Annotated in this window: 15 protein-coding genes and 1 riboswitch; of the genes, 13 read left to right on the top strand and 2 right to left on the bottom strand. The window is 37.5% G+C overall.

Translation table 11 applies throughout. The features are described 5' to 3' along the window. Positions 1 to 30: 30 nt before the first annotated feature. From BCR21_RS09925 to BCR21_RS09900, 6 genes are all read left to right on the top strand, one after another. Positions 31 to 894 carry a GRP family sugar transporter gene (locus tag BCR21_RS09925; protein ID WP_069646306.1) on the top strand — a complete coding sequence of 288 codons (864 nt, stop codon included), beginning with the start codon at positions 31 to 33 and terminating at the stop codon, positions 892 to 894. 83 nt (positions 895 to 977) lie between these two features. Next, positions 978 to 2,366, top strand: coding sequence for an amino acid permease (locus tag BCR21_RS09920; RefSeq protein WP_069646305.1), 1,389 nt, complete (start codon positions 978 to 980; stop codon positions 2,364 to 2,366). A 137-nt stretch (positions 2,367 to 2,503) separates the two neighbouring features. Next, entirely contained in the window at positions 2,504 to 3,868 is a 1,365-nt protein-coding gene (gene fumC, locus BCR21_RS09915) for a class II fumarate hydratase (RefSeq protein WP_069646304.1), read from the top strand. Positions 3,869 to 3,899: 31 nt separating this feature from the next. After that, positions 3,900 to 5,078, top strand: a complete 1,179-nt coding sequence (locus BCR21_RS09910; RefSeq protein WP_069646303.1) for an NAD(P)-dependent malic enzyme — start codon at positions 3,900 to 3,902, stop codon at positions 5,076 to 5,078. Between the two features lie 161 nt (positions 5,079 to 5,239). Beyond that, entirely contained in the window at positions 5,240 to 7,249 is a 2,010-nt protein-coding gene (gene metG, locus BCR21_RS09905; RefSeq protein ID WP_069646302.1) for a methionine--tRNA ligase, read from the top strand. Positions 7,250 to 7,442: 193 nt separating this feature from the next. Next, positions 7,443 to 8,669, top strand: a complete 1,227-nt coding sequence (locus BCR21_RS09900; protein WP_069646301.1) for a hypothetical protein — start codon at positions 7,443 to 7,445, stop codon at positions 8,667 to 8,669. A gap of 125 nt (positions 8,670 to 8,794) precedes the next feature. Here the strand turns inward: BCR21_RS09900 and BCR21_RS09895 are convergent, their stop codons facing one another. Both BCR21_RS09895 and BCR21_RS09890 read right to left on the bottom strand, forming a co-directional pair. Then, positions 8,795 to 9,385, bottom strand: a complete 591-nt coding sequence (locus BCR21_RS09895) for a hypothetical protein (RefSeq protein ID WP_069646300.1) — start codon at positions 9,383 to 9,385, stop codon at positions 8,795 to 8,797. Positions 9,386 to 9,562: 177 nt separating this feature from the next. Beyond that, complete coding sequence (locus BCR21_RS09890; RefSeq protein ID WP_069646299.1) at positions 9,563 to 11,737, bottom strand: HelD family protein; 2,175 nt, start codon at positions 11,735 to 11,737, stop codon at positions 9,563 to 9,565. A 153-nt stretch (positions 11,738 to 11,890) separates the two neighbouring features. On the opposite strand from BCR21_RS09890, the gene BCR21_RS09885 reads away from it, so the two are divergent. The 7 genes from BCR21_RS09885 (at position 11,891) to gcvPB (ending at position 19,174) form a co-directional block, all read left to right on the top strand. Next, positions 11,891 to 12,661 (top strand): TatD family hydrolase, encoded by a 771-nt coding sequence (locus BCR21_RS09885; protein WP_069646298.1) that lies wholly within the window; start codon positions 11,891 to 11,893, stop codon positions 12,659 to 12,661. Continuing rightward, positions 12,658 to 13,254 (top strand): ribonuclease M5, encoded by a 597-nt coding sequence (gene rnmV, locus BCR21_RS09880; protein WP_069646297.1) that lies wholly within the window; start codon positions 12,658 to 12,660, stop codon positions 13,252 to 13,254. Before BCR21_RS09885 ends, rnmV begins: the two co-directional genes overlap by 4 nt. Next, the gene (gene rsmA, locus BCR21_RS09875; protein WP_069646296.1) at positions 13,251 to 14,132 is read left to right on the top strand and encodes a 16S rRNA (adenine(1518)-N(6)/adenine(1519)-N(6))-dimethyltransferase RsmA; all 882 of its coding nucleotides are present in this window, start codon (positions 13,251 to 13,253) and stop codon (positions 14,130 to 14,132) included. Before rnmV ends, rsmA begins: the two co-directional genes overlap by 4 nt. 500 nt (positions 14,133 to 14,632) lie before the next feature. Further along, positions 14,633 to 14,737: riboswitch (glycine riboswitch) on the top strand. Between the two features lie 184 nt (positions 14,738 to 14,921). Further along, positions 14,922 to 16,007: a glycine cleavage system aminomethyltransferase GcvT gene (gcvT, locus tag BCR21_RS09870; protein WP_069646295.1), complete on the top strand. Its 1,086-nt coding sequence runs from the start codon at positions 14,922 to 14,924 to the stop codon at positions 16,005 to 16,007. Between the two features lie 24 nt (positions 16,008 to 16,031). After that, complete coding sequence (gene gcvH / locus BCR21_RS09865; RefSeq protein WP_069646294.1) at positions 16,032 to 16,415, top strand: glycine cleavage system protein GcvH; 384 nt, start codon at positions 16,032 to 16,034, stop codon at positions 16,413 to 16,415. Positions 16,416 to 16,418: 3 nt separating this feature from the next. Beyond that, entirely contained in the window at positions 16,419 to 17,732 is a 1,314-nt protein-coding gene (gcvPA, locus tag BCR21_RS09860) for an aminomethyl-transferring glycine dehydrogenase subunit GcvPA (protein WP_069646293.1), read from the top strand. Further along, positions 17,732 to 19,174, top strand: a complete 1,443-nt coding sequence (gcvPB, locus tag BCR21_RS09855) for an aminomethyl-transferring glycine dehydrogenase subunit GcvPB (RefSeq protein ID WP_069646292.1) — start codon at positions 17,732 to 17,734, stop codon at positions 19,172 to 19,174. Before gcvPA ends, gcvPB begins: the two co-directional genes overlap by 1 nt. The last annotated feature ends 28 nt before the right edge of the window (positions 19,175 to 19,202 follow it).

Below are 19,202 nucleotides of genomic sequence, written 5' to 3'. Positions count from 1 at the left end.
AACTTATCATACTTTTGATAGGAGCATATTATGGAGATATTAGTAGCGTTGATACCGATGTTTGCTTGGGGCAGTATTGGTCTTGTCAGCGGTAAAATGGGCGGTAGTGCGAATCAACAGACACTTGGCATGACTATTGGTGCCTTGTTCTTTTCGGTAATTGTCTTTTTAATTGTCCAGCCGACAATCAGTGTCCATATGATCGTAATTGGTATTTTGTCAGGGCTATTCTGGAGTGTTGGGCAAAATCAACAATTTCACGGCATGAAATATTTAGGTGTATCTGTAGGATTACCTGTCTCAACTGGAATGCAGTTGATCGTCAATACGATTGCTGGCGCTGTATTTTTCCATGAATGGAAAGGCAGTAGAGATTTTATTTTAGGGTTTATTGCCCTTGGTTTATTGGTGTTGGGTGCTTATTTGACGGCTCGGCAAGATGATAACAGTGGTGTGAAAACAACCAATAAGATGTTTGATTTTAACAAAGGGTTACGTGCATTAGTCGTTTCAACGGTCGGTTACGGGGGCTATACGATCATAATCAATGTGGCTGGACTTGATCCGACGGGGATTATTTTACCTCAAAGTATCGGAATGTTGGTTGGTGCGAGTCTCTTTGCTTTTAAAAAGGTTAAACTGGATCGTTATGTTTGGCGAAATATGAGCTGCGGACTTCTATGGGGACTAGGGAATATTTGCATGTTGCTGACGATGCGTCAAATTGGTTTGGCAATCAGCTTCTCTTTGTCTCAAATGGGAATCATCATTTCAACTTTAGGTGGAATTTACTTACTTGGTGAGCGCAAGTCTAAAAAAGAAATGAGATATGTCATAATTGGTTGCTTATTCGTTATTTTAGGTGGTATTCTTTTAGGGTATATGAAAGCGTAAATGTCATATTTACGCTTATTTTCATGAGGAAATTTTATAATTATTAAGACTAGAAAACGGATTGTTTTATTGGAGGAAAAGAAATGTCAATGTTTCGTAAAAAAGAACTTACGGCGGTCTCAAGTGAGCCAAGTTCAATGAAAAAAGATTTAAAAACAATGGACCTGATCATGCTCGGGATCGGTGCAATTGTTGGAACAGGAATTTTTGTCGTAACAGGTGTTGCGGCTGAACAATACGCTGGACCTGCGTTATCTCTTTCGTTTTTAGTTGCGGCAGGAGCCATTGTTTTAGCAGGCTTATGCTATGCAGAGTTTGCATCAAGAATTCCAGCAATTGGTGGGCCTTATGCATATATGTATGTGGTGTTTGGAGAATTGGTTGCTTGGATGACAGGCTGGCTGGTGATTTGTGAGTTCTTTCTAGCTGTTTCGTCTGTCGCTTCAGGATGGTCCGGTTATGTGCATGGATTTTTAACTAGTCTTGGTGTGGATTTACCTAAAGCATTGAGTGGTGCCTATAATCCAGCGAATGGGACATATGTTGATTTGATTGCAATGCTGGTTCTTTTAGCGGTTACTTTTTGGGTATCGTTAGAAGCTAAAACCGCCTTACGTTTGAATAATGTGATGGTTTTTGTGAAGTTTGGGATCATTGCACTCTTCTTAGTTGTCGGTATTTTTTATGTAAAACCAAGTAATTGGCAGCCATTTATGCCGTTTGGCTTTTCAGGCGTTTTCAGTGGTGCTGCTGTCGTTTTCTTTGCCTTTTTAGGGTTTGATGCAGTCAGTATGACAGCGGAAGAAGTGAAAAATCCGCAAAAAGATATCCCAAAAGGAATTATAGGTTCGATCATCATAGCCACTATTTTATACGTGATCGTAACATTGATTTTAACAGGAATCGTACCGTTTGATGCGCTTGGCGTGAAAGATCCAGTGGCATTTGCGATGCGTTTTGTACAGCGTGATGGTGTGGCTGGAGTGATTTCGGTTGGGGCAATTTTAACGCTTTTAACTGTGACGATTTCGATGATGTATAGTTTAGCTAGAATTATTTATGCCATCAGTAAAGATGGTTTACTGCCGAAATTTATGAGTAAGATCGATGAAAAAAATCGCACACCGAAAAATGCAACGTATGTCGCAGGTGCTTGTACAATGATTTTTGCAGGTCTCGTTCCAATGGAGCTTTTGGCTGAGTTGACGAATATTGTGACCTTGATGTATTTGATCGTGATGGCGATTGGCATTATTCGTCTGAGAAAAGTAGCAGGCGATCCTAAGCCAGGGGAATTTAAAATTCCTTTTGTCCCGTTTGTCCCAATTTTGCTTGTCATCGTAAGTATTGGTTTGATGGTGCAATTACAAGCGGCAACTTGGAAAGCTTTCGCGATAGCATTGGTTTTAGGGTTTGTTATTTATTTTGCTTATGGATATAAACATAGTAATGAAGGCAAAATTAAAAATTAAAGGAAGAAATCAGTGATCATAATGGTTACTGATTTTTTTATGTTTCTTTTTCACGAAAAGAAGAGTTTCACTGTAAATCGTGATTCGTTTACAGTATAGTGATAGTAAATAGAGAAGAAAAGAGGAGAAGTGAAAGAATGTCATATCGTATCGAGCAAGATTCTATGGGAGAAATTCAAGTGCCTATGGCGGCACTTTGGGGAGCGCAAACCGAGCGTAGCCGACAGAACTTCAATATCGGTATCGAAAAAATGCCTGCAGCACTTATTCAAGCTTTAGCGTTAGTAAAAAAGAATGCGGCAAAAGCGAATGAAGCAACAGGCAAATTAGACTCAACGATCAGTAAAGCGATTCAAAACGCAGCAGACAAGATTATTAATGGCACGGTAAATGATCATTTTCCATTATCTTTGTGGCAAACAGGTAGCGGCACACAAACAAATATGAACGTTAATGAGGTCATTGCGCATTTAGCAGCTGATAGTGGTGTGACAGTTCATCCTAATGATCATGTCAATATGTCTCAAAGTTCAAACGATGTTTTTCCAACAGCGATTCATGTAGCCGCTGTTCAGCTGATTGAACAGCATTTATTCCCTGTGCTGAAGCAAATGATTCAAACGCTGAAAAAACTTGAAACGGAGAATAAGACAATCATAAAAATCGGCCGAACGCATTTGCAAGATGCAACACCGGTAACCTTTGCGCAAGAAATCAGTGGCTGGCGTTCTGGTCTGGAACATAGTTATCAGATGATAGAGTTGACGTTGAGTGAGCTTAGACAATTGGCGTTCGGAGGTACAGCGGTAGGAACTGGCTTGAACGCTTCAAAAGAATATATTGACTTATTTTTTAGCTCGTTAAATGAAGAGACAAAGAATCAATTTTCAGAAGATCCAAATAAATTCCATGGATTAGCTAGTAAAGATGGAATTGTGTTTACATCAGGTGCATTAAAGGCGTTGGCGGCCAATGTCATGAAAATGGCCAATGATATTCGCTGGATGGCGAGTGGTCCTCGCAGTGGATTAGGTGAAATCACAATTCCAGCGAATGAACCTGGCAGTTCGATCATGCCTGGAAAAATCAATCCAACGCAATGTGAAGCATTGACGATGATTGCGATTCAAGTCATGGGCAATGACACAACAATCGGAATCGGCGCTTCACAGGGAAACTTTGAACTTAATGTTTATATGCCAGTAATGGCGTATAATCTAATTCAAAGTATTGAATTATTGACCGATGGATTGCGTTCTTTTGATCAAAACTGTTTGATTGGAATCAAAGCGGATCAGGAAAGAATGACTCAATATGTGGAACAGTCTTTGATGCTTGTGACAGCATTAAATCCTCATATCGGTTACGATAAAGGGGCAAAAATTGCTAAAAAAGCTTTTATAGAAAATACAACATTAAAACAAGCCGCATTGACTTTAGGATTTGTTACTGAAAAAGAGTACGACAGTTGGGTCAAACCAGAGCAAATGCTAGGTCAATAAACAGGGGTAATTTGGAAAGGAATGGGGAAATATGGCAGATATTTACGAAGAAGCGTTAAACGCACACGAACAATGGCGTGGGAAAATCGATATTCATTCAAAAGTTGAGGTAAAAACAAAAGAGGATTTATCTTTAGCGTATACACCAGGAGTGGCAGAACCTTGTAGAAAAATTCATGAAAATCCGAATGCTGTCTACGACTATACTTGGAAGGGAAATACTGTCGCTGTGGTGACAGATGGAACAGCAGTTCTTGGTTTAGGTGATATTGGCCCCAAAGCAGCGTTACCAGTCATGGAAGGGAAGGCATTATTATTTAAAGAATTTGCTGGAATCGATGCAATTCCAATTTGTTTAGATACGAAAGACCCAAAAGAAATCATCAACATTATCAAAGCCATGGCACCAACTTTTGGTGGGATCAATTTAGAAGATATCTCTGCTCCTCGCTGTGTAGAGATCGAACGTACCTTGATCGAAGAATTGGATATTCCTGTGTTTCATGACGACCAACACGGAACAGCAATCGTCACGATTGCAGCGTTGATCAATGCATTGAAAATCGTTCATAAAAAAGTCGATGAGATCAAAGTTGTTGTATCAGGAACAGGAGCGGCTGGTAGTGCAATCATAAAAATGCTGCACCATTTTGGCGTGAAGAACATCGTCGCATTTAATATCGATGGCGCATTATCTAAAAGCATGGGAAGACCAATGAACTTTTTAGAAAAAGAAATTGTCGCAATCACGAATCCTGAAAACTTTACTGGTTCTTTAGAGGAAGCGATGGTGGGAGCAGATGTTTTTATCGGTGTTTCTGCACCTAAATTGGTTTCGAAAGAAATGGTAGCCTCGATGAACAAAGGTGCTATCGTATTTCCAATGGCTAATCCTGAATCAGAAATCGATTATCAAGATGCAATCGGTGCAGGTGCAGCAGTCGTTGGAACGGGACGTTCAGATCATCCAAATCAAATCAATAATGTTTTGGCTTTTCCTGGTTTGTTTAAAGGCGCTTTTGTTGCTGGTGCAACGAAAATTACTGAAAATATGAAATTAGCTGCAGCAAAAGCAATTGCGGAAATCATTCCAGAATCAGAACTGACGAGTGAGTACATTATTCCCTCTCCTTTCAATCAAGCGTTAGTGGATGTTATCATTCGAGAAGTCGCTGAAGCAGCTGTTCAAGATGGTGTGATCAGAGCTTAAATACAGTATCAATTCGAAGTTTCTGCCAGTTTTTCAAAGATGGAGCTGGTGGAACTTTTTTTATATGGAGAAAATACAAGGATTTCTAGTTCAATAAAGCCAAGTATGGTATACTATTTAGGAGTAAATTCAAGAGAATGCTAGAAGGAGGATGTTTCTACATGTCAGAAAAAGAAACATTTTATATCACCACCCCGATTTATTATCCAAGCGGACAACTACATATCGGCAATTCATACACTACGATTGCCTGCGATGCGATGGCCCGTTACAAACGCTTGATGGGCTTTGACGTATTTTACTTAACGGGTGTGGATGAACATGGACAAAAAATTGAAAATAAAGCTTCAGAATTAGGTGTTACACCAAAAGAATATGTCGATAAAATGGCGGCCGATGTTCAAAAACTATGGAAAACACTTGATATCAGCTATGATAAATTCATCCGTACAACAGATGATTACCATAAAAAAGCAGTTCAGCAAATCTTTGATCGTTTATTAGAACAAGGTGATATCTACCTAGGTGAGTATGAAGGCTGGTATTCTGTTTCAGATGAAGAATACTTTACTGAAACGCAATTAGCAGAAGTCTACCGTGATGACGAAGGCAAAGTAATTGGTGGGAAAGCACCAAGTGGTCATGAAGTTGAGTTAGTCAAAGAAGAATCTTATTTCTTCCGTATGAGTAAATACGCGGATCGTTTATTGGCTTATTACAATGAACATCCAGAATTCATTCAACCTGAATCACGTAAAAATGAAATGATCAATAACTTCATCAAACCAGGTTTAGAAGACTTAGCTGTGTCACGTACGACCTTCTCATGGGGCATTCCTTTGTCTAATGATCCAAAACATGTTGTTTATGTCTGGATCGATGCGTTGTCGAACTATATCACAGCATTAGGTTATGGATCAGAAGATGACAGCTTATTCCAAAAATATTGGCCAGCAGATGTTCATATGGTTGGAAAAGAGATCGTCCGTTTCCACACGATTTATTGGCCAATTATGTTGATGGCTTTAGATTTACCATTACCAAAGAAAATTTTCGGTCATGGTTGGTTATTAATGAAAGATGGAAAAATGTCTAAATCTAAAGGCAACGTCGTTTATCCAGAAATTTTGGTCGATCGCTATGGATTAGATGCCCTGCGTTATTATTTATTGCGTGCAATTCCATTTGGTAGTGACGGTGTCTTTACACCAGAAGATTTTGTTTCACGTTTAAATTATGATTTAGCGAATGATTTAGGGAATTTATTGAATCGTACGATTGCGATGATCAATAAATACTGTGATGGACATGTCCCAGCGTATGCTTCAAAAGTTACCCCTTTTGACAGTGAGTTGTCAACAACAGCTGCTAATGTGATCGGTAAATATCATGAATCAATGGAAAAAATGGAATTCAACACGGCAATCGCCGAAGTTTGGACCTTGATTTCACGTGCGAATAAATATATTGATGAAACACAACCTTGGGTTTTAGCAAAAGATGAAGAGAAGAAAAATGAGTTGGATAGTGTCATGGTTCATTTAGCTGAGAGTTTGCGGATCGTAGCAATTCTTTTACAACCAGTGATGACAGAAACACCAACAAAAATCTTTGAACAATTAGGTTTAGATCCTGATACGATGAATATGGAAGAGATTCATTTCGGTGAGTTTCCGACAGAAATCAAAGTTGTTGCGAAGGGAACACCGATTTTCCCTCGTTTAGAGATCGAAGCAGAAGTGATTTATATTCAAAAGAAAATGTCTCAAAATACGCAAACAACAACAGAAGAAATCAAATGGGACCCAGAAGAAACAGAACTTGTTTCGACAAAAGAAAAAGAAATTAAGTATGAAGATTTTGATAAAGTAGAACTAAAAGTAGCCGAAGTCATTGATTGTAAAAAAGTCAAAGGTGCAGATAAATTATTACAATTCCGCTTAGATGCAGGTGACGAACAAGATCGTCAAATTCTTTCAGGGGTTGCCGAATTTTATCCAGATCCAAGCGCTTTGATCGGGAAAAAAGTCGTGATCGTAGCGAACTTGAAACCAAGAAAAATGCGTGGACAGATCAGCCAAGGAATGATTCTTTCTGCTGAATCACCAGAAGGCAAATTACAAATCGTCGATGCGCCAAAAGAAATGCCGAATGGCGCAGTTATTGCGTAGTTTAAGAAAATGAGTTTCTAAATAAAAAGAGCCAAAGTGTTTGTCTATGTTTAGATTAGACAGACACATTGGCTCTTTTGACATAAATATAATAAAATGAAGAATATTATTAAAATTTATATCAAAATGATATATTTTATTGTATCATTATTTTAGTATCAAAAAATTAAGTAATAAACAAGGAGAATGTTGGATGAAAATTAAGAAGTACATGTTGGGGATCATTACAGGAGTCGTAATCTTTTTATTAGCAGCTTGTGGATCAGATCCAAGAAAAGATTTTACAAAAGAGTTGTTTAGTTCAAAAGGTGATGAATACAACGCCGCAAGCTTTAAGATGAAAATCAAGGATTTGGCGTATGATGGTGATGAAGGCGGAGCATACGTGAAAATGTTTGCTAGCCAATTAAAAGATATGAGTATTGATGGGAAATATGCGATCGATGACAAGACCGATGCAATGGAAATGGAAATCACGGCGAATTTATTCGGTGAAAAATTACCTTTCCAATTCGTTGGGAATAAAGATAAATATTATATGTCGACTGGTTTTATTTCAGGTATGTTGGATATAGCGAAATCATTTAGCTATCCAGTTGAACTTAGCAAAAGCGATTTAAACAAACTAAAAGGAAAATATATCGATATTGCTGAAGCAGGCGATACATTGACGTCAGGAAAACTAGATAAGCAAACAGATACACTTAAGAATAAGATGTTTACAAATGCGGAAAACTCTAAAATGACTATAGAAATGAAAAAACTTATCGAAAGCTTTGATAAAAAATCATTTAAAAAAGACAAAGATGTCGTGACGCACACGTTTACTAAAAAAGAAATCATTCAAATGATGGAAAAAATCGATGAAGTTGCGAAAGAAGATAAAGACTACAAAAAATCAGATGATGCAAAAGAAATGAAAGATGCGATCAAGTCACTAAAAAATGATCTAGATAAAATGGATGTTAAAATCAGCATCAATCAAAAAACAAAAGCGCTTGATATGGAAATGTCTATGGCTGCTACCGATGATAAAGACGCTAAAATGAGCATCGTGATGACAATTGCCGTTACGCCGCAAAAAAATGATCAAAAAATCAAGATGCCAAGTAAAAAAGAAATCATCAGTCAAGATGAATTGAAGGATATTTTATCTACTATCACTGGAGCGGGTTCAGATGATTCAGATTTAGATGATGATTCAATCAATTATAATGATTTAAAAGATGATCCAGAGATTCAAAAAGCGATAGACGAGCAATTAAATGAAATGATCAAACAAATCGAAGCAAATCCTAGTCTTATAACAGAAGAAAATGCAAAAGAAGTTCGTGAAGGCGCAAAAGAAATTTTCAATGAAGAGCAAATGAAAAAATTAAATGATGCTTTAGACAAAGCCTTGAATGCTGGAACAGTCTAAACATACAGTAAGTGAAGTAGCACAGCAATGTGTCCAGAGTTAATAGTTTTGATGCATCATTGCTAATCAGAAAAAACAGCACTCCCATGATAAATGAGAGGCTGTTTTTTTCTGATTATCGACTACTAAAATTTTAATTTTTTATTTGATTTAACTCTACGGAAACGAGTGGGCAACAACATGATCAATATCGCATAAGGTACGCTAATGATCGACCAAGTCAAGGTTCGGCTCAAACTGTTGTTTTTATACAACCAATTAAGTAAAAAATGTAAACCTAATAAACTACACGCAACAAAAATCAAAACGATATAATTAGGCTCATCTTTAATAACAGCTCGAAGGATTCCACCAAGTAGAGGCACTAGATAAAAATAGGCACTTGTTAATGAGATTCGCCAACTTTTTGCTATGGTTCCAAGGTTTATCAAGAAAAATAGAATCGACAAAACAATCCCAAGTGGAGGGAAAAAAGCGATCAGAAACGAGTAAATAGCTCCCCATAAGAGCATTAAAGGGCCTCTAACAATAGCTGCGATAGCTATAAAAATCGCTATCAAAAGAAACTGCTGTGTCATAGAACCGTAAGCCAACAGACCAAAGAGAATCAACAGTACCCAATGCCAAATCGTATTGACCTGCGGTTTTCTTTGAATCGTTACGTTCTTTTGGATCGTTGATTTTAGAAAGTCGGATTCTTCGAAGAAATTTTTCAAAAAGCACTCACTCCTATCAAATTGAAAATCGGACTGGAGTTAAGTTTACTGCTGAATAGGGAAAAAAACATCAGGCTAAAGTCGGTTTTTTAGCCTGATGTTTTTAAGAATTTGTTAAATAAAGTGAATTAATTTTGTTACGTTAATTTCTTTGTACGTGATGATTAAAGAGAGAGATTACGTAGTCTTCAACAACTTAGAAAGCTCTCCAACATAAGGCAGAAACACCTGTTTCATCCCACGAGAAATCGCTGTATAAAGAATCTTCTTCTCTCTTTCTGTTGTCCCATAACGCACGTTAGAAGGATCGTGAATGATCACATTATCAAACTCAAGCCCTTTAGCCATATCGATCGAAAGAATTTGAGCATCCATAGTGCTATTTTTTTGTAGAAGCTGCTGTTTCAATAAGTCTGCTTCTGATGCTGTTTTTGTAATCACGACAGTATCTTCCTCAGGCGCTAGTGAATCCAAAAGTGACGTAAGTGTCTCTAAATATGCCGTTTCATCTTCACAAGAAATAAACGCCGGTTTCTCGCCATCTTTTCGAATAGAAACAATCTTGAGTTTCTCATGATTGGTCACTAAAGTTTGAAATAGCTGAGTGATTTCTTTACTTGAACGGTAACTATTCAATAATTGATAAGAAGTAACTGAACGGCTGGAAGCAGATAATAACTCTTTGAGATCCATAAAACTGATCGAGGTATTGAAAATAGCCTGATTTTCATCTCCAGCTAAGGTAAAGTTTGCTTGTGGGAATAAGTTAAGCAACAAAAGAATTTGAGCTTCCGTGTAATCTTGTACTTCATCCACCAAAATAAACGCCATTTGCCGATTCGATAAATCTTCAATAAATTTATCTTTAAGCAGTAACAAAATGACCACTTCATCTGCAGTATAGGCAGTCGTTGCTCGTTCATATGAATCTTCTTGGTAAAGTTGATACAATGCTTCAAAAAGCAACCATTGATCAAACCAAGCAAAATCAGCAATCGCATCCACTACTTTACGGTATTTTTGTTGTAATCGTTGAAGCGCGAACTCTGCTAATTGTTCCTCATCTTCCTCAGCAAATGTCGTGTCAAAATAACGTAATTGCTCGGCTTCAGTCAAGTCTTGCATTTGATCGATCATTTGTTTAGATTTTGACTGTTTGAGCAAGTAACGACTCCATAAACTAGAGAGCTTTTCTTTTGTTGCTGAAAGTCTATCTCTGATTGATAAAGTCGTTGGTGTTTCTTGATACAAACTAAAAATCAATTCAGCAGAAAAAATCGGTTTTCGTTTGAACAAAATGGGTTGAAACAGCGTTTGTTGAATCAAAGATGGGTCTTGGAAAGCTTGAATAAAATGAACAAATTCTTGTGATTGAATTACTTTTTGTTGTGCATTTACTTGTTCCGCAGTGATTCGTTGGAAATAGGCTGACTCACTTTCGATTGGCGCTTTTTCACGAAAGGTAAATTTAAGAAATTGTAACAACGTTAAATTCAATGGATTGCGCTCACCTAAATTTGGTAATACTTGAGAAATATAATCGATGAAAGTCGAATTAGGAGAGAGCAGTAAAATATCATCGGCAGTAATTTGTTTCCGGTGATTATACAGTAAATAAGCAATTCGCTGCATGATCGCAGACGTTTTTCCACTACCCGCAATTCCGTTGACTAAAAGCAAGGGATGACTTTCATCACGAATGATCTCATTTTGTTCTTGTTGGATCGTGGTCGTGATATCTTTCATATATTGAGAAGAATCAGCTTCAAGTGAATGAAGTAAAATATCATCTTGAATCGCAAGACTAGTATCAAAAAAGTTGATCAAGCGATCTTCCTCAATGATCAATTGTCTTTTTAGATTTAATGTAACAGGAATTTCATTGTTATTGACATGATAACTGCTGTCGCCTAAAACATTATTGTAAAAAAGTGAAGCAATTGGTGAACGCCAGTCATAGATCCTAGATTCACCATTTAGATTGGTAAAATCATTCATGCCGATATAAAAAACATCACGATCGGAATCATCATCTAAAAATGTCACATCGATTTTTCCAAAATAAGGAACTTTCAGTAGTCGTTCGACTTTCTCTAGTTGCTTAGCAGCTGTTTCATTTTGGATATTTAACTGATCGATTTCTCGATTTTTCATTTCCATCATGGCAAATGTTTCTAAGTTATCTGAGTAACTATCAAAATTTAGTTTCGTGTCGCCACTAAATTGCTCCAGCACCGATTTTCCCGTGGTATTGACTTCATTGATAGCGGTTTGATAAGTATCTTTTGCTTGGCTTAATTCCTCATAAACCTCTTGCAGATGTTGGGTTTCTTGTGTGCGATCATTTGACATATGGGTTCCTCCTGACATAAATTGCCGTGACCGATCAGTATAAGCTATTTTTGAAGATAAAGCAATTATAAGAAGCTGATAATTTATCGGTGCTGTCCATTCAGATTTTGGGTAAAATGTGATAAAGTATAGAAGACAAAGGAGTGAATGAACATGATTTTTGATTCTCATACCCATTTAAACGCAGAACAATTTAACGAAGATATTCCAGAAACAATTGAACACGCTAAAGAATTAGGTGTAACGGAGATGGCAGTGGTTGGTTTTGATACGCCGACGATTGAAAAATCTTTGAAACTCAGCCAACAATATAAAGAAATCCAAAGTATTATCGGGTGGCATCCAACCGAAGCGGGCAGCTACACACCTGAAATCGAGAAAAATCTGCAGCAATTATTAACGACACCAAAAGTAGTTGCTCTAGGCGAAATCGGTTTAGATTATTACTGGATGGAAGATCCAAAAGAAGTGCAAGATCGTGTGTTTCGTCGTCAAATCGCGATTGCTAAAGAAATGAATCTACCCATCAGTATTCATACTCGAGATGCGATGGAAGATACGTATAAGATTTTAAAAGAAGAGGATATTCGTGATATTGGCGGAATCATGCATAGCTTTAGTGGGGATCCTGAGTGGATGGAAAAATTTTTGGATATGGGCATGCACATTTCTTTAAGCGGTGTTGTGACATTTAAAAAAGCGTTAGAAGTACAAGAAGTAGCGAAAGCCGTTCCATTAGATCGTTTATTAGTCGAGACGGATGCACCGTATTTAGCACCAGTACCCTATCGTGGTAAACGCAATGAACCAGGCTATACTCGTTATGTAGTAGAAAAAATCGCGGAGCTACGAGAAGTACCGTTTGAAGAAATAGCAGAGCATACAACAAATAACGCCCATCGCTTATTCAGGTTAGCCAAATGACAGACAAGTTGAGAATTGAGGAAATCATTGTCGTTGAAGGAAAAGACGATACAAGAAGAATCCAAGAAGTTGTAGATGCAGATACGATCGAGACAATTGGTTCAGCGATTAATGATGATATTTTGGAACAAATCGAACATGCCCAAGAAACGCGCGGTGTCATTATTTTTACCGATCCAGATTTTTCAGGTGAAAAAATACGTAAAACGATCATGGAAGTGGTTCCAGATGCCAAGCATGCATTTCTCTCACGTCAGCTTGCGACACCCAAAAAAAGAGGGAGTAGCTTAGGTGTGGAACATGCCAGTGACGAAGCCATTTTAGAAGCGTTAGAAAAAATTGTGACACCCGTCAATGAAACAGATGATTATCAAGAAATCCCTAGACAAACGCTGATCGAATATGGTTTAATAGCGGGAGCTCATGCAAAAGAACGCCGCGAAAAATTAGGCGATGAATTGCGTATTGGCTATACAAATAGCAAACAATTAACCAAACGTTTAAAAATGTTCCGCATTACAGAAAAAGAACTTATAAAAGCTATGAACGATTTAAACGCACTACCTAGTGAAAAATCGGAGGAATCAATTTGACAGAATATAAAGAAATAGCCACCCCTTCAAGAACCAAAGAAATTTTGAAGAAACACGGCTTTTCATTTAAAAAGAGTTTAGGCCAAAATTTCTTAACAGAACCGAATATCTTACGGAAAATTGTAGAAACTGCAGGAATAGACACCCAAACTAATGTAGTAGAAGTAGGTCCTGGTATTGGTGCTTTAACGGAACAACTGGCTAAAAATGCTGCACAAGTTTTAGCATTTGAAATCGATGATCGTTTGATTCCAGTTTTGGAAGATACAATGAGTCCCTACCAAAATGTCACAGTTGTTCATAATGATGTGTTAAAAGCAGATTTAGTTGGGACAACGAATGAGGTTTTCAAACAAGAGCTACCGATCAAAGTGGTGGCCAATCTACCGTACTACATCACAACACCGATCATGATGCACTTTTTAGAATCTGATTTAGCTGTACAAGAAATGATCGTCATGATGCAAAAAGAAGTTGCCGACCGAATCTCAGCCAAACCTGGAACGAAAGCATATGGCTCATTATCGATCGCTGTTCAATACTTTATGGAAGCAAGTATTGCGTTTATTGTACCGAAAACAGTTTTTATTCCGCAACCAAACGTTGATTCTGCGATCATTAAACTGATCAAACGAGATAAACCAGCAGTTGAAGTAACAAACGAAAAAGAATTTTTCAAATTGACAAAAGCATCATTTCAATTACGTCGAAAAACCTTGTGGAACAATTTGATTCATTTTTACGGAAAAGATGATCAAACGAAAGCTTGGTTGACAGAAAGCTTAGCAGAAGCTGAAATTGATCCATCACGTCGTGGTGAAACTTTATCATTAGTAGAGTTTGGCCGTTTAAGTAATGTATTGGAAAAAAATCGTTAATCTAATAATGTAAAAAGTGAGTTGAGAAAATATACTAAATTTTCTCAACCTATTTTTTTTAGTATACTACGTAACTTAGCAAAATTTTATACTGAAAGTTCTCAAAATAAGATGAAAAGCAATTTATTTTGATTTGATGTAAAATGATTGAATTGAGTTATTGACTTTTTACAAATATCAAGGATAATTAAAATAGAAAGCGTTTTCTTTTTTTGTGATACTGTAATTCGGATTTGTACAGTTATTTATGTAGATAAAACGATAAGCAGAGTATTTCAGAGTCTCTGGAGGAATTACCAAACTAGTTCAAAAAGGTAAAAAATCGTGGTTCAGAGTTTTGAAAAAAACAAAAGGATATGAGAAAATGTGTAAAGGAAGCACAGTAAAAACGGATTGTCTTATTCGTTTTTTACATTTCAATAGTTTAAATAAAAAAATAAATACCAACCTTATTCAATGCCTAAAAATGACTAAATTTAGGCATAATCTAAATTGGATGGCAGAGAATTACGGGAGAGACTAATCATAGCACCGAAGGAATAAATAATCAGTGGGGCAAACCATTGTTTTATGAAGATCTCAGGTAAAAGGACCGTAATTGGACATCACTCTGGAAAGCGGAAGCACCGAAGGAGCAACTCTTCAAGATGAAGACGAATCTCTCAGGTTTTGTACAGAGGAGCAGGCATTTTTTTAAGATGCCTGCTTTTCTGCTTTTATATTGTTATTTTAGCTTGGAGGTGTCGTTGTTAAGTACTAAAAATACAAAGAAGCAAAGGAGTAGAAAAGATGGATTTAAAAACACCTTTATACGATGCACATCTTGAAGCCGGTGGGAAAATGGTTTCATTTGCTGGCTATATGTTGCCTGTTCAATACAAAGATGGCGGTGTGATCAAAGAACATTTAGCTGTTCGAAATCAAGTAGGATTATTTGATGTTTCCCATATGGGGGAAGTTGTTTATGAAGGAAAAGATGCTTTAGCGAATTTGCAGTATGTATTAACAAACGATTTTAGTAATTTAGAAGTAGGCCGTGTTAGATACACGTTGATGTGTAATGAAAATGGCGGTGTAATTGATGATTTACTCGTATATAAATGTAGTGACGATAAATATTTATTGGTGGTCAATGCTGCAAATAGAGCCAAAGATGTAGCATGGATGAAACAGCACTTATTTGGTGAAGTGGCCTTTTCTGATCAATCAGACGAGTTTGTTCAGATTGCTTTACAAGGTCCTAATGCAAAAGAAATTATTGGAAAATTAACAACAGAGGAAGAAATTCCTAAAAAATATTATAGTTTTACCGAAAATGCTAATGTAGGCGGTGTGACCTGTATATTATCGCGAACAGGTTATACAGGGGAATTTGGCTATGAGTTATACTGTCGTCCAGAAGATGGTATCAAATTATGGAAGCTATTACTGGAAACAGGTAAAGAGTACGGTATCATGACTTGTGGTTTAGGTGCGCGTGATACATTACGGTTAGAGGCAGGCATGCCGCTTTATGGACATGAGATGAATGAAGAAATAACGCCATTTGAAACAGATCTAAGCTTTGTCGTTAAGATGAAAAAAGAAAATTTCATCGGTAAACAAGCATTAGTTGACAAAGGCGAACCAAAAATCACGAGAATCGGTCTACAGTTGACAGATCGAGGAATCGTTCGTGAAGGGGCGGATGTTTACTTCAATGAAAAGAAAATTGGGCAAACAACCTCAGGTACAATGTGTCCGTTTATCAATAAAGCTTGTGCAATGGCTTTAGTTGAAAGAGATGCTGTAGAAATTGGTTCTCCTATTGAAGTTGAAGTTAGAGGAAAGAAAATCACAGCAGAGGTTGTCGCAATACCTTTTATAAAAAAATAATTGGAAAAGAAGGAGTCGTTTATTATGGCAAAAAATACAGAAATGAAGTTTTCAAAATCACATGAGTGGGTACTTTTTGATGGAGATAAAGTAAGAATCGGTCTTTCTGATTTTGCACAGGATCAGTTGGGGGACATTGTTTTTATTGATTTGCCAGATAAAGGTGATGTAGTAACAAAAGGGGAATCATTCGCGGATATTGAGTCTGTTAAAGCTGTTTCAGAAGCTTACTCTCCAATCACAGCTACCGTTACTGCGATCAATGAAGAGCTGATAGACAGTCCAGAATTGATCAATTCAGCACCATTAGAGTCATGGTTGATCGAGGTAGAAGGAGCAGAGGGAATCGAGGACTTATTAAGCGCTGAAGAATATAAGAAATTCTGTGAGGAATCTGAGGAGGCGTAATAAATGGGTAACTATCTTGGGTCAACAGAGCAACAACAACAAGAAATGTTAAAAACGATCGGCTTAAAAAATATGAATGAGCTTTATGAGGTTCTTCCCAAAGAAATGATCATAGAAAAACTTGATATCCCAGCAGGAAAGTCAGAATTTGAAGTACGACGTATTTTGGAAAATATGGGCAAGAAAAACAAAGTCTTCTCAAGTATTTTTCGTGGTGCGGGTGCGTATAATCATTACATTCCGGCGATTGTCAAACAGATTTCAGCGAAAGAAGAATTTATGACCTCTTACACACCGTATCAACCTGAAATCAGCCAAGGGTTGCTACAGTCGATATTTGAATACCAAACCATGATTTGCGAAATCACTGGAATGGATGCTACTAACGCTTCTGTTTACGATGGGGCAACGGCCGCGGCCGAAGCAATCAATATGTGTTTAGAGAAAAAACGTTTGAAAGTATTGATTTCAGAAACGACAAATCCCATGACGATCCAGACTGCTTTGACCTATTTTAGTTCCAGAGAAATCGAATTTGTTATGATTCCAGAAAAAGACGGATTGACTGATTTAGCTATTTTACAAGAAAAACTGGATGACGCAAGTGCTTGTTTCATTGTTCAGCAACCAAATTATTATGGCGGGATTGAACCTGTCGAAGCAATAGCTGAAATGGTTCATGAAGCAAAAGCTAAATTTATTATGAGTGTGAATCCTGTAGCCAGTACGATCCTAAAAACTGCCGGCGAAGTGAATGCGGATATTGCAGTCGGAGACTCACAACCCTTTGGATTACCGTTAGCTTTTGGTGGACCGTATATTGGGTTTATTGCGACAAAGGAAAAACTGATGCGTAAATTGCCGGGACGTATCGCAGGAGAAACAGTTGATGAAGCAGGCGACCGAGCATTTGTTTTAACGTTACAAGCACGTGAACAGCACATTCGTAGAGAGAAAGCAGCTTCTAATATATGTTCGAATCAAGCACTTTGCGCTTTAACGAATGCGGTTTATATGAGTACGATGGGTGCCCGTGGTATTCAAGAAGTAGCAGAACAATGCTACAGTAAAGCGCATTATTTAGCTGACCAGCTAGGCAAAATCAAAGGTGTAAAACGAAAAAATGACAGCCCGTTTTTCCATGAGTTTGTCACAAGTTTTCCCGTAGCAAATGACGTTGTGTTAGCAAAATTAGAAGAACATGATATCTTAGGTGGTTATCCGACAGAGCAAGGGTTATTATGGTGTGTCACAGAAATGAACACCAAAGAACAAATAGACCAAGTCGTTGAATTGGTGAAGGAGGTATGTGCGTAATGAAATTGATTTTTGAACGTAGCGTAGAAGGATATTATAATGAAATGATTTCACCTTGTGATGTACCGACGACGGAACTCCCAGAAGAAATGAAACGGCAAAAAAAATTGCATCTACCATCACTACCTCAACCAGAAATCAGCCGCCATTATACAGAATTAGCTAATGCAACGTTTGGCATCAACAACGGTTTTTACCCATTAGGTTCATGTACGATGAAATACAATCCTAAAATCAATGATGAGATGGCCGTTTATCCTGCTTTTGCGAATATTCATCCACTGCAACCGGAGCATACAGTTCAAGGATCATTAGAAGTCTTTACCATGACTGAAATGTTGCTGAAAGAAATTACAGGAATGAATGCGATTACCTTTCAACCTGCAGCTGGAGCACATGGTGAGTTTACCAGCTTATTGATGATCAAAGCCTATCACGAACAAAACGGTCAGGGACAAAGAAATAAAATCATTGTGCCTGACTCTGCTCATGGGACAAATCCTGCAAGTGTAGCGATGACTGGAATGGTGACCGTCAATATTCCGTCTGATGAATATGGCTGTGTCGATATCGAAGCTTTAAAAGCGGCAGTTGGCGAAGATACGGCCGGCTTGATGCTGACAAATCCAAATACAGCAGGCATTTTTGATAAAAATATTTTAGAAATCACGAAAATCGTTCATGATGCCGGCGGACTGAATTATTATGATGGAGCGAATTTGAATGCCATTATGGGTGTTGCTCGTCCTGGAGATATGGGCTTTGATATTATTCATTTAAATTTACACAAAACCTTCTCAACCCCACACGGCGGCGGTGGTCCAGGATCTGGTGCTGTTGGGTGTAAAACAGTATTAAAACCATTTTTACCTAATTACTATCCAGTTAAAGAAGGAACAGAAATTACTTTTACTACGCCTGAATATTCAATTGGGATGGTCAAAGGATTTTATGGGCAATTTTCAGTATTCTTGCGAGCGTTGACGTATATTTTATTTTTAGGATCAGAAGGAATTTCATCAGCTTCCAAAGGCGCTGTGTTAAATGCCAATTATATGCTCTATGAATTAAAAGATATTTTTGACGTACCATATGGTGAGACTTGCATGCATGAGTTTGTTATAAGTTTAGAGACGTTAAAAAAAGAAACAGGTGTCACTGCCTTAGATATAGCGAAGGGGATTTTAGATCACAATATGTATCCACCGACAATGTACTTCCCGCTAACTGTGCCAGAAGCGCTGATGGTAGAACCGCCTGAAACAGAGTCGAAAGATCGAATGGATGATGCAATCGCAGTTTATCGGAAACTTTATGAAGATGCCCATAAAGATCCAGATGTTTTTCATGAATATCCACTACATGCTCAAATTCACCGCGTAGACGAAGTAAGAGCAGCCAGACATCCGATTGTTCGTTACGATTTTGATAGTAGCAAATGACCTATTTTTTCGGGAAAAGACAAAAAGT

It is taken from the genome of Enterococcus ureasiticus (assembly GCF_001730285.1).
GTDB lineage: Bacteria > Bacillota > Bacilli > Lactobacillales > Enterococcaceae > Enterococcus_L > Enterococcus_L ureasiticus.
The sequence above is the reverse complement of the archived record's forward strand: the minus strand, read 5'-3'. Positions and strand labels throughout refer to the sequence as shown.